Origin of the sequence: Pseudoalteromonas sp. SG43-8 (assembly GCF_014164245.1) — a bacterium.
Classification (GTDB): domain Bacteria; phylum Pseudomonadota; class Gammaproteobacteria; order Enterobacterales; family Alteromonadaceae; genus Pseudoalteromonas; species Pseudoalteromonas distincta.
The window spans coordinates 767,252-779,532 of record NZ_JACJEX010000001.1 but is presented as its reverse complement, the minus strand read 5'-3'; the positions used below and the strand labels follow the sequence as shown (position 1 = coordinate 779,532).

Annotated in this window: 9 protein-coding genes; 2 read left to right on the top strand and 7 right to left on the bottom strand. The window is 39.5% G+C overall.

Annotation, left to right across the window (positions count from 1 at the left end; genetic code table 11):
* The first annotated feature begins 37 nt into the window (after positions 1-37).
* On the top strand, positions 38-1,390 hold the full coding sequence (locus H5122_RS03510; protein WP_182681296.1) for a DUF2254 domain-containing protein: 1,353 nt from the start codon (positions 38-40) through the stop codon (positions 1,388-1,390).
* Positions 1,391-1,393: 3 nt separating this feature from the next.
* Here the strand turns inward: H5122_RS03510 and H5122_RS03505 are convergent, their stop codons facing one another.
* The 3 genes from H5122_RS03505 to ggt form a co-directional block, all read right to left on the bottom strand.
* Positions 1,394-2,119 (bottom strand): SIMPL domain-containing protein, encoded by a 726-nt coding sequence (locus H5122_RS03505; protein ID WP_182681295.1) that lies wholly within the window; start codon positions 2,117-2,119, stop codon positions 1,394-1,396.
* Between the two features lie 154 nt (positions 2,120-2,273).
* On the bottom strand, positions 2,274-3,968 hold the full coding sequence (locus H5122_RS03500) for an NAD-dependent malic enzyme (protein ID WP_182681294.1): 1,695 nt from the start codon (positions 3,966-3,968) through the stop codon (positions 2,274-2,276).
* Between the two features lie 142 nt (positions 3,969-4,110).
* The gene (gene ggt / locus H5122_RS03495; protein ID WP_182681293.1) at positions 4,111-5,889 is read right to left on the bottom strand and encodes a gamma-glutamyltransferase; all 1,779 of its coding nucleotides are present in this window, start codon (positions 5,887-5,889) and stop codon (positions 4,111-4,113) included.
* A 97-nt stretch (positions 5,890-5,986) separates the two neighbouring features.
* On the opposite strand from ggt, the gene rrtA reads away from it, so the two are divergent.
* Complete coding sequence (rrtA, locus tag H5122_RS03490) at positions 5,987-6,571, top strand: rhombosortase (protein WP_182681292.1); 585 nt, start codon at positions 5,987-5,989, stop codon at positions 6,569-6,571.
* Between the two features lie 81 nt (positions 6,572-6,652).
* Here the strand turns inward: rrtA and H5122_RS03485 are convergent, their stop codons facing one another.
* The 4 genes from H5122_RS03485 to purE form a co-directional block, all read right to left on the bottom strand.
* Entirely contained in the window at positions 6,653-9,157 is a 2,505-nt protein-coding gene (locus H5122_RS03485; RefSeq protein ID WP_182681291.1) for a prolyl oligopeptidase family serine peptidase, read from the bottom strand.
* A 122-nt stretch (positions 9,158-9,279) separates the two neighbouring features.
* Positions 9,280-10,443, bottom strand: a complete 1,164-nt coding sequence (locus tag H5122_RS03480) for an endonuclease/exonuclease/phosphatase family protein (protein WP_182681290.1) — start codon at positions 10,441-10,443, stop codon at positions 9,280-9,282.
* A 112-nt stretch (positions 10,444-10,555) separates the two neighbouring features.
* Positions 10,556-11,707, bottom strand: a complete 1,152-nt coding sequence (locus H5122_RS03475) for a 5-(carboxyamino)imidazole ribonucleotide synthase (RefSeq protein WP_182681289.1) — start codon at positions 11,705-11,707, stop codon at positions 10,556-10,558.
* Between the two features lie 2 nt (positions 11,708-11,709).
* Entirely contained in the window at positions 11,710-12,192 is a 483-nt protein-coding gene (gene purE / locus H5122_RS03470) for a 5-(carboxyamino)imidazole ribonucleotide mutase (RefSeq protein ID WP_002962540.1), read from the bottom strand.
* Between the last annotated feature and the right edge of the window lie 89 nt (positions 12,193-12,281).

Sequence of the window (12,281 nt, the reverse complement as noted above, 5' to 3'; positions counted from 1 at the left end):
AGAGGTATTAAGTTAGTAGAAAATACATAAGGATTTTATGTTTGTACCTCGCAAAGTAGCCGACAGTTACCGTGAAATGATTAACAGTATTGGCTTTTACCCTTCGATGCTTTCAGTGGGCTTTTTAGTATTTGCCATTATAACTATGTCGGTTGAATATTTAGCCCCTATTGAACAGCTAAAATCGTTTATATCGGTTGTACTTGTTGATAGCGCCGAAAACGCGCGTACTATTTTAAGCACTTTAGCTGGCAGTATTATTTCGCTTACTGTGTTTAGTTTTTCGATGGTAATGGTGGTTTTAAATTCAGCCAGCGCGAGTTTATCGCCCCGCGTAGTGCCTGGGCTTATTACGCGCAAATCACACCAAATGGTTTTGGGGTTTTATTTAGGCAGCATAATTTACTCTATTATTATGCTTATAAATATTAATAAGCTTGATGGTGGCAGTACGGCAATTCCTTCAATAGGTGTGTTGTTTGCACTTGTTTTTGGATTGATTTCATTAGGTTTGTTTGTATTTTTTATACACTCAATCTCACGTGCTATTCAAGTTGATAACGTGTTAAATGGCTTGTTTAGCCAAACTAAAAACGAAATTAAAACAATAATACAAAGACAACAAGAGAACCCAGTTGAGGACTTTCCAGACTTTAGCAAATGGCATTCGGTTAACAGTAAAACAGAAGGATATTATAAAGGCGTACATACCGATAAGCTGTGTGCTATTTTGGCTGAGCAAGATATAAAGGTGTATATATCTGTAAACCAAGGCTATTTTACAGTTAAAGGTTACCCGTTTTTAAAATGTAATAAAGAGATAGCAAACGATGAAGAGCTGATTAATAAAATTCTCGACTGCTTTATTTTTTATATAGAAGAGTACATTAGCGATCATTACCGTTATGGATTAACGCAAATATCAGAAATTGCAGTTAAGGCAATGAGCCCAGGAATAAACGATCCCGGTACTGCAGTTAAATCAATTGATATGCTGAGTATTTTACTTATTCAACGACTTTCAATTAACGATATTAACTACTCGTTTAAGCACAGTGATAATGCCCCATTGTTGTACCTTCATGAAACAAGCTTTGATGAGTTATTACATGACAACTTTACACCGCTGCGTAATTACGCCAAAGGCGATGCATACGTAATGACAAACGTGCTTGAGGCATTCAAAAATATTTTGTTTGTAGCCCATAAAGATACCGATGCACGAAACAGTTTATTTAATTATTTAAATGCGATTGTTGATGACATCAATGAACATGTAACTAATGAATACGACAGACGCGAAGTGACTAATATGCTCAACTCTATAGCGCGTATCAGCCAAGAGCAAGGTGAGAAGTTGGTGGCACGTTTTGAGCACCACCAAAAATAAAGTTTAATCTATGTAGTAAACAGCGTAGCTTGACGCTGTTACTTTAACCTCTCCAGAATGGTAGGCATCAGGTACATAGTTACTTGGTGCGCTATCAGCCATCATTACTTTTTCTGCGCGCATATAAGGCTGCGACTGCACATTGAGTGGACTTAGTGACGCGCTGTATAATCCTTTTAAGTCAACGCCATATTCGTCACTAAACTCTTTTGCTGCGTCACGTGCGTCTTTAATTGCTAACTTTTGCGCTTTTTTATGCAGCTCGTTGTAGTTGCTTGCTAAAAATTGCGTTTGATTAATTTCGTTAATACCGTTGTTAACTAAGCTTTGTAGTAACTCAGGGTATTTATTTATATCGCTGAGTTTTACTGTTAACGTACGAGAAACCTTAAAGCCTTTAAATTCTTGATTACCGGTAGTGCGGTTGTATTGGCTATCACGGTTTATTGAAATTTGCCCTGCGTTTATATCTCCCTCTTTAACACCAATCTTTTTTACGAGCTTAATTGCCTTGGCGATAGTTAAGTCGGTTTTATTTTTAGCAGCAATTAAGTCTTTATCAACTTCGGTAATACCTACACTTAGCTGTACGTAATCTGGCATTGTAGTAAGAGTCGCTTCGCCCTTAACATAAATATGAGGAGCATCGGGAGTCGCTGCCGCAAGTGCATCAAAGCTAAGTACGTTTAAAGCCAGTGCACTACCTAAAACAAAAGTCAGTGTTTTCATTAAGTCGATCCTTTAATTATGTAAAAGCAAGTAAACACCGTACGTGGTTAATTAAATATGAACAAGCACAAAAAAACAGGCAATTGCCTGTTTTTTGTTAAGCGTTGTAACTAATGCTATTACGCCATTTACTTTTAATTACTTATAAACCTAATTAAACACTACAACGTTTATAGTTACGGTATTTTGGTAACCAGTAATTTTTGTCGATTGCTGCCCATAATGCATCATCCGTAATCTCAAGAGCAACGCCTTCTTCGATTGCCTTTTTAGCGATGGCAAATGCAATACGTTTACTTAGCGTTTCAATTTCAGTCAAGGCTGGTAATAAACTACCTTTACCTGTGTTTGCACGCGGCGACGACTCTGCAAGCATTTCGCTAGATACACTTAACATTGCATCTGTAATGCGTGTCGCTTTAGCGGCAATAACACCTAAACCAATACCCGGGAAAATATAACTGTTGTTACATTGTGGGATTGGGAATATCTCGCCATTGTACTCAACAGGATCAAATGGGCTACCTGTGGCAACAAGTGCTTTACCGTCAGTCCACTTAATCACATCAGCAGGATTCGCTTCTACTTGCTTAGATGGATTACTTAATGGGAAAATAATTGGCTGTTCACAACCGGCATGCATAGCGCGTATTACTTGTTCTGTAAATAAGCCAGGTTGACCAGAAACACCAATCAAAATGTCAGGCTCAGCACAGTGCATAACATCAAGCAGTGATGCGTACTCGCCGCTGTACGTCCAATCACTTAACGAGCCTGTAGGTTGTGCAAGTGCTTGTTGGAAATCGCGTAAGCCTTCCATACCCTCACTAAGCAAACCAAAACGGTCAACCATAAATACTTGGCTACGCGCTTGTGCTTCTGAAATACCTTCAAAAACCATTTGGCTAATAATTTGCTCAGCAATACCACAACCAGCAGAGCCTGCACCCACAAAAACTACTTTTTGCTGGCTTAGGGTTGAATTTTTAACACGACACGCAGCAAGTAAAGAACCGACCGTTACAGCCGCAGTACCTTGAATGTCATCGTTAAAGCTACAAATTTCATTGCGGTAGCGCTTAAGTAATGGCATTGCATTTGGCTGTGCAAAATCTTCAAACTGAAGTAATACATTTGGCCAGCGACGTTTAACCGCTTTAATGAATAAATCTAAAAACTCATCGTATTCGTCTTGAGCAATACGCTTATGGCGTGCGCCCATGTACATAGGATCGTTTAAAAGTTTTTCGTTATTAGTACCCACATCAAGCATTACAGGCAATGTGTATGCTGGGCTTATACCACCACACGCTGTGTAAAGCGACAATTTACCAATTGGGATACCCATGCCACCAATACCCTGATCGCCAAGGCCTAAAATACGCTCGCCATCGGTTACAACAATAACTTTTACTTTACCTTTGGTAGCGTTGCGTAAAATGTCGTCAATTTGGTAGCGATCTTCATACGAAATAAATAAACCACGTGCGCTGCGATAAATGTCTGAGAATTTTTCACAAGCATCGCCCACTGTCGGTGTGTAAATGATTGGCATCATTTCTTCAAGGTGGTCACGCACTAAACGGTAGTAAAGTGTTTCGTTGTTATCTTGAATCGCACGTAAGTAAATATGCTTATTAAGGTTGTCGGTAAAGCTAGAATACTGCTGATAACAACGCTCAACTTGCTCTTCTATTGTTTCAAAGCGAGGAGGAAGTAAACCAGCAAGATTGAAATTTTCGCGTTCTTTTTTACTAAAGGCGCTGCCTTTATTTAATAGCGGTGTTTCAATTAGGCCAGGGCCAGAATGATGAATATATAAGTAGTTAGGATCAGTATTAGTTGTCATATTTCCAGGCTTTAACGGATTCTTAAGTTATGATCTGTCATTATCAGTGTTAGAGGTTTAATTGCAACGACAATTAAGCTAGTCAGACCATTGAGAGAAAATACATGCGGGCTTCACTGCCCGCATGCATATTATACATAATTTAAAATTTGATAGTGGCGTTATTATCAGTTAAATCAGATAACGCAACACCTTCACGGCGCGGATCAGCGCCACCATATAAGGTATTATTTTTAACTTCAACTGCGTGTAAGCCTGAGTTTAAATCAATAATACGCACATTGTGGCCGCGCTTGGTAAGTGCAGGCGCAATGGCTTCGATGGCAGTGCCTTTTTCAAGGCTGGTGTAATCGTTACGATTTGTTGTACGTGGTAAGTTAATAGCGTCTTGCGCTGATAAATTCCAGTCAATAACACCCACAACAACTTGTGCAACGTAATCGATGATACGGCTACCACCAGGTGAGCCTACAATTAAGCGTAAGCTGCCATCTTTATTAAATACCATTACCGGTGACATAGAGCTACGCGGGCGTTTACCAGCCTCTACACGGTTTGCTACAAGCTTGCCATTTTTACGTGGCGATAACGAAAAGTCAGTTAGTTGGTTATTTAAAATAAAGCCATTAACCATAACTGTAGAGCCAAACGCCATTTCAATTGAACTGGTCATCGACACAGCATTACCTTTACTATCTACAATAGATACATGTGAGGTAGAAGGTAACTCGTATGAATCATCCATTGCATAACTTAAATACCCTACAGGATTACCTGCTACCGCTTTTTGGTCTGTTTCGGTAATTAATTTAGCGCGTGAGGCAATATAATCTTTGTTTAAGAGCTCTTGTGTAGGTACTTGGGTAAAATCGGGATCGCCCATGTACATATCGCGATCGGCAAATGCAATACGCGAAGCTTGGCTAAAGTAATGAATCGCCTTTTCGCCGTTTGGCTTAAGTGCGCTCATATCTTTATGCTCAAGTAGGCCAAGCATTTGTAGTACTGCTACGCCGCCACTACTTGGTGGTGCCATAGAACACACGTTATAAGCACGATATTGAATACATACCGCATCACGTTCTTTACTTTTGTAATCAGCTAAATCTTGTACGCTTAATTTACCAGGGGCAATTTTAGAGTGTTGTACTGCATTAACCATTTGTTTAGCATTTTTGCCTTTGTAAAATGCATCAATGCCCTGCTTTGCAATGTCTTTGTATAAATTAGCAAGAGGTTGATTTTTTTTAACACTACCCACTTCAATTAATTTACCATTTGGGTAAAAGTATTCGTTAATAATTGGCATGCTCAACACGCCAGGGTTTAACTGTCGGGCTAATAAGCCATGTAAACGCGGCGAAACTACAAATCCTTGTTCTGCAAGTTCAATAGCCGGTTTAAAAAGCGCTTCCCACGGTAATGTACCGTATTGTTTATGTGCGCTTGCAAAGGCATGTAAAATACCGGGTACACCAACAGAGCGTCCACCTACTACGGCTTCAATCCATTTAACGGCTTTACCGTGTTTATCTAAAAACAGCGTTTCGTCTGCATTTGCAGGTGCAGTTTCGCGGCCATCAAAACTAGTCAATTTATTGTTAGCTTTGTTGTAATACATCATAAATGTACCACCGCCAATACCTGAGGATTGCGGTTCAACTAAAGTAAGCACTAGTTGAGTAGCAATCGCAGCATCTACGGCACTGCCGCCTTGGGCTAAAATTTGTTGACCGGCTTTTGAGGCATATGGATTTGCCGCAGCTACCATGTATTTATCACCTTGCACTACTTTTTTATGGATTAATCCGGTAGCAGCTTCAGGTTCGCGAGTTTCAATTTGAGTTGTTTGCTGTGCAAATGAAGGCAGTGATACTGCGCACAGTCCAATGGCAAATAATGAGTTAAGTTTAAAATGCATAAAAATACTAAAAACACTTAATTACGTAGTTGTATTTGGCATCTTAAAGTTAAACGGGCACAATATGCAAAAATTTTGACTAAAAAAATATAATAAAATGCTTAATTTACCTATTCAACCTCGTTATATATTACCGCCTATTATTTTGCTGCTTTTTAGTACCATTTTTGCTGCATTTGATTTAAATAGTTTACTTGAATTTAACCGAAGCCTAATTGATGATGGCGAACTGTGGCGAATTTTTTCTAGCCAATTTGTTCATGCTAATTGGGCTCATTTGGGATTAAATGCCAGTGGTGTTTTACTAATATGGTTACTACATGGCGAATACACATCCCCTACTCGCTACGCTTTTAATGTAATTTCGCTAGCACTGTGGTGTGGACTCGGTGTTTATTGGTTTTGCCCAAACATACATATTTACACCGGATTAAGTGCTCTACTGCATGGTGTAATTATTTGGGGCGCAGTTAAAGATATAACCGTAGGGCTTAAGTCGGGTTATTTATTATTTATAGGCGTATGGATTAAAATAGCGTTTGAGCAATTTAGCGGCCCTAATGCTGATATAGGAAAGCTTATTAACTCCACTGTGGCTATTGATGCACATTTAATTGGTGTAATTGGCGGGACTCTTCTTGCCATACCACTGGTTATAGAGCTCTTTAAAAAGAAAAAATAAAGTTAGATTTTGTTTAACCCAATAAAAACGCCGCATTAGTTAACTAAACCAATGCGGCGTTTTTGTTTTTATAATTAAAGCTTAAAGCGTTTCTTTAAATAATTTATGAATACGGCGGTATTCGTCTAACCAGCTTGAAGGCTGTACAAAGCCATGCGGTTCAACAGGGAATATAGCTGTTTCAAAGTTTTGTTTTTCAAGCTCTATTAAGCGCTGTACTAAACGCACTGAGTCTTGAAAAAACACGTTATCGTCAACCATTGGGGCATTAATTAATAAACGTTTGTTTAAGCCCTCAGCGTAATAAATTGGCGAGCTGCGCTCATACGCAATCGGGTCAACATCAGGATGGTTTAATATATTAGCTGTATAACCTGTATTGTAATGTGCCCAATCGGTAACAGGTCTAAGTGCCGCACCCGATTGAAACAACTCAGGCGCGGTAAACAATGCCATAAAGGTCATAAAGCCGCCGTAAGAGCCACCATAAGTGCCGACTGCTTTGGTATCAACGTTGGCATTTTGCGCCATCCATTTAACGCCATCGGCTAAATCTTGTGTTTCAGGCGTTCCCATTTGACGATAAATTGCGGTGCGCCAATCACGCCCATAACCTTTAGATGCGCGGTAATCCATATCCATTACTATGTAACCTTCATCAGCGAGCAATGAATGAAACATAAATTCACGAAAATAAACCGAAAATCCCATATGTGAGTTTTGTAAGTAACCCGCGCCGTGGTTAAAAATAACCGCTTTGCGGTTTTTACCTACTTCACCTTCAACGTAATCAGCTGGGTAGTACACTTTTGCGTATATTGGTTGTTCGGTATGGCTAGATGGCACGGCAACAATTTTAGGTGCAGTTAGCTTTTTAGCTAAAAACTCATCCGACACTGTATGGGTTAAGCGCGTTGCTTTTGTATTGGCTTGTGCGTCAGCTACATAAAGCTCATTAGGCATGGTAATTGTAGAGTGCTTAAGGAGTAACTTAGTTTCATCTGGGCTCAACGTGTAATCGGTCATGCCGTTTAAGTCAGTAACTTGCTCACTCTTACCAGTTTGCGGGTTAACACGGTAAATTTCGTACAGACCTGGGTGTTCAACATTCGCTTTATAATAAATTGCGCTGTTGTCACTGGTAAGCGTTAAGTTAGAAACCTCAAATTGGCCTTGTGTTAGCGCGGTTGCACTACCATTAACTGGTTTTTTATAAAGCTGGCTGTAACCCGACTCTTCCGATAGGTAATAAAGCGTGCTCGAGTTATTTAACCAACCAAAGTCGTTAAACGCGTAAGCAATCCATGCATCGTCATGTAGGCGATGTTGCGACACAAGTTTGTTGTTTTTAAAATCTACAGTCGCAAGCCAACGGTCTTTGTTGTCCCATGCTTCGAGCATGATAGCCACTTGCGAGCCGTCATCGTTCCATACTATTGGGCTTTGCTCAAAACCCCAGTCCATAATAAGGTTAATGCCACGAGGCGCCTTTTTAGACTTATATGTTTTACCATCACGTGCATAATTTTCTTTTTTCACTGCGGCTAAAACATCTTCGTCAAAGCCCGGTAAAGTATTAAAGCTAAGTGAAGTTTGCTCTTTGTTAGTTAAATTGATGTAGACAAGCTTTGAGGTTTCTTCTTTAGCATCTGCTACACGTCGGCGTGCTTTTTTAGGCTCAATGGTTGCATCATTAGTGATGTAATTTGGCATAATATCGCCATCACCGCGCCAATCTGTTTGCTTTTGTACAACGACTAATAGCGCATCACCATTTGGCGAAAGCTGTGCTTCTGCAACTTTATTACCGTCACCTAAGTAGTAAGCCGTGCTAGCAATTGAATCGTTTTGTTCATTAATTTGCTCATTACGTGCTTGCTGATCTTTTTTATTTTTTTGTTGAAGCGCCACAAATTTAATCAATTTATGCTGCTCTTTAGCAATATACGTGCTTGGCTCTTCAATCCCTTTTGGCTTATCAGCAAGTTTTAAGTTAGCAAGTTCATTGGTTAAGCCTGTTTTTAAATCAACTTTAAAAAAAACATTGCCTTGGCGGTAAACTAAATCGCCGTTATTTAAAAATTGTGGTTTAGACTCGCTTGCTGATGTCGCTGTAATTTGCTTAAGTTCACCGGTTTTTAGGTTTTTAACAAACACATTGCCTTTAAATGTGTAAGCCGCCATTGTTTTATTTTTAGAATAAACGGCTTTATTTGAACCCACAGTATGAAGTTTATTAAGCGCTACCTGCTCTGCTGTTTGGCTGTTAACAGATTGGCTAAATAAATTGCGTAGTGTATTACCTTGCTCTTTTTGAGCATAAATAATAGTAGCAGAATCGCTAGCCCAGTAAGCACGCTCTGGCTGATTGCCCATCCAATCATGATCGGCCATTGCTTGTTCTAGCGTTATTTTTTGTGAGCCGATATCTGTTGGCGTGTTTACAACCGCAGCAACCTTACTTGCTGGTAAAGCACTTTGCTGTGTTGAAGAGGTGTTAGCGGTAGCGCTACAGCCTACAAGCATAACACTTGAGGCAACAGCTAAGGCCACTAACGTTTTAGATGAAGAAAAATTAAAAATCATAGTGCTTCTATACGGTTATTATAATTAGGCCGTATTTAAGCAGAAGCACTCAAGCTATTGCAATTATTTAAGACAAATAGCCATTAAACAGGGTAAAGCTCAGTTACTAATTGTAATAGACGTTATTCAATTTCTAAATCAAGCCACACCATGCGGTGATCGCTCGATGCGTTTCTATCTTTAATTAAACGATATTCATTACTGGTTTTAGTTGGCCAAAACACCCCACCGTTCTTAATTTTTAAGCCATAGTTTGACGGTAAAACGTAATCAACACGGGCTTGCCAATTAGCACTGTAATTTTGTGCATAAGGCACATCATACTGCTCTTTAGCACCTTCACTTTTTGGAACAAAGCTTGCATTGATAAGTGGGTTTTTAAGTAATTGGTCGGTAGTATTTGTACGGGCTTTGTCCCCCTCAGGGGCTGCGTTTAAATCGCCTAAAATAACAAAACGAGAGTGAGCTTTTAAACCGCCTTTTTCGCCTTTATCGTCGTAAATATACTTAGCATTTGAAACGTAATCGGCTATTAACCTTACTTCATCGTGGTTACGCTTGCCGTTTCTATCCTCTTCACCGTCAAATACAGGCGGTGTTGGGTGAGATGCAATTACATGAATTGTTTTATCATTTACGCTAATAGGTAAATCCCAAAACGATTTAGAACTGAGTCTAAGTGCTTGCCATTCTTGTGCGTTATACCAGTTTTCACCTGTTTTAGGCATTACAGGCATTTGTGCATTTGGCATGTCTTTATATTTAAAGGTTTGAAGGGTTCTTACTTTATCAAAATTAATTGGGTATTTTGACAAAATAGCCATACCATAATGCCCTTCAAAAAAGCCAAAGCCTTGTGCATCGCCCATCACGCCATTTTTTTTGCCATCGTTATCTAAATCAAACTCGGTAGCTAGGCCTGTATTTACAGGTGCAATATAAGAGTAAGGGTAGTTAATAGCGGCTTGTTTTTGCTGACCTACATTTAAATAATGCTGATTAAAGTATTCAATGCCTTGCTCTTTTGGGATGTAATCAAATTCGTTAAGTAAAATAATATCAGGGCGAACACGCTGAATAATTTCCGCTATGTTCTTAATTTGCTGGTGGTTAGCTTTAAGTGCATTAACTAAAGCATCACTTTTAACTTGCTCACCTTTAGGCGTGTGATTAGTTGCATCCATACTTACATTAAAAGTTGCAACACGAAGAGATTCCGATGCAAATGTATTTAAGCTAAATAATGCAGTAATGGCTAGCACGCCAGATATTGTTTTTAGTTTCATTGTTTTACTTCACAAATTTAAAATTAGACTTTAACAGTATTACATATTCAAAGCCCATTTTTATGACAAAAAAATACCGGCTTAAGCCGGTATTTATATAAATGTATGATAGCTATTCACTGAGCACTAAATTGGCAGCTGCTTTTAAAATACCAGGATAATCTTGCTCTGGTAGGTACTCTGTAAGTTCACCAAGTTTGTCTGCAAGCTCACTCATATTAACAGCTGATACATTAATATGGCCCATTTTACGACCTGGCTTAGCTGTTTTACCGTACCAATGGCTCGTTACATCAACCGTTTTTAATACTTCACTTGGAATACTTGGTTGGCCTAATACGTTTATCATCGCAGTAATGTGTTTAAGCTCTGTATTACCAAGCGGCAAACCTGCAACAGCACGCATGTGGTTTTCAAACTGTGAGCAATGGCAGCCTTGTTGCGTCCAGTGGCCTGAGTTATGTACACGCGGTGCAATTTCGTTAACGAGTAACGTGCCTCTTACATCAAAAAACTCAATTGCTAATACGCCAACGTAGTTAAGCTCGTTTGCTATTTTTGTAAATGCATCGTTTGCTTGAGCTTCAACACTTTGATTATTTTTACCGGCAATAGAAAGCGTTAATACACCATTTGTGTGCTCGTTTTCTGTTAGCGGATAAATAGCAACATTACCGTGTTTGTCGCGTGCACCAATAATAGATACTTCACGATCAAACGGAATCATTTTTTCGGCAATAATCGTATGTGGCGCAAGTTCGGTGCCTGATGCAATAAAATCAGCCATTTGTGACCAAATTTCGTCTATTTGATCATCCGATTTTAAACGCCATTGGCCTTTTCCATCGTAACCCGCTTGGCATGTTTTAATTACAAGTGGTTTACCTAGTGTTTTAACGGCAAGTTCTAAATGCGCTTTTTCAGTAATTAATTGGTACGGCGCACAAGTTACGTTTGTTTTATCAAGCAATGCCTTTTCAAGCGAGCGATCGCCACCGGTTTTAATAGCGGCTTTTCCTGGGTAAAACTTATTACTGTTACAGCAAAGGGTTAATACGTCATCAGGAATGTGCTCAAACTCGGCAGTAATGGCATCAGCGTTTGATATTGCTTGCTCAAGCGATGTGTTATAAATGTCACCGGTTAGCGGGTGCATAATTTGTTTACTGCCTACATCGTACGAAACAACGTTTAAATTAAGCGGCGCTCCTGCAAGGCTCATCATACGTGCAAGTTGCCCTGCACCTAATATTAAAATATTCATTATTACTCTGCAGGGTTTGGATTAGCTAATATAGTGTCGGTTTGAGCTTTACGAAACGCTTCAATTTTTGCAAAAATTTCTGGATTTTGACATCCTAAAATTTGTGCAGCTAATAAACCCGCGTTTGCTGCGCCCGGCTCACCAATTGCAAGCGTACCTACTGCAACGCCTTTAGGCATTTGGCAAATAGATAAAAGTGAATCAACACCATTTAATGCTTTTGATTTTACAGGTACGCCAAGTACGGGAAGCGACGTAAAAGCAGCCGCCATACCAGGTAAATGCGCTGCGCCGCCAGCACCAGCAATAATAACTTTAATACCACGTTCTGCGGCTGAACTTGCGTAATCAGCAAGTAATTGAGGAGTGCGGTGTGCAGACACGACTTTGGTTTCGTACTTAATGCCAAAATGCTCTAGCATAAGTGCTGCATGTTCCATGGTTGGCCAATCTGATTTTGAACCCATAATAATGCCAACAGTCATAAATACTCCTCAGTAATGTATTTTAAAAATAGCGGACTTATGTCCGGTTTTAGGCGGGTATTATACCCAAACCAAGTTTAATTGCGACT

Excerpts from the sequence above, each read along its gene's own strand:
- H5122_RS03510 (WP_182681296.1), top strand. The coding sequence starts at position 38 with ATGTTTGTACCTCGCAAAGTAGCCGACAGTTACCGTGAAATGATTAAC.
- H5122_RS03505 (WP_182681295.1), bottom strand. The coding sequence starts at position 2,119 with ATGAAAACACTGACTTTTGTTTTAGGTAGTGCACTGGCTTTAAACGTA.
- H5122_RS03500 (WP_182681294.1), bottom strand. The coding sequence starts at position 3,968 with ATGACAACTAATACTGATCCTAACTACTTATATATTCATCATTCTGGC.
- ggt (WP_182681293.1), bottom strand. The coding sequence starts at position 5,889 with ATGCATTTTAAACTTAACTCATTATTTGCCATTGGACTGTGCGCAGTA.
- rrtA (WP_182681292.1), top strand. The coding sequence starts at position 5,987 with ATGCTTAATTTACCTATTCAACCTCGTTATATATTACCGCCTATTATT.
- H5122_RS03485 (WP_182681291.1), bottom strand. The coding sequence starts at position 9,157 with ATGATTTTTAATTTTTCTTCATCTAAAACGTTAGTGGCCTTAGCTGTT.
- H5122_RS03480 (WP_182681290.1), bottom strand. The coding sequence starts at position 10,443 with ATGAAACTAAAAACAATATCTGGCGTGCTAGCCATTACTGCATTATTT.
- H5122_RS03475 (WP_182681289.1), bottom strand. The coding sequence starts at position 11,707 with ATGAATATTTTAATATTAGGTGCAGGGCAACTTGCACGTATGATGAGC.
- purE (WP_002962540.1), bottom strand. The coding sequence starts at position 12,192 with ATGACTGTTGGCATTATTATGGGTTCAAAATCAGATTGGCCAACCATG.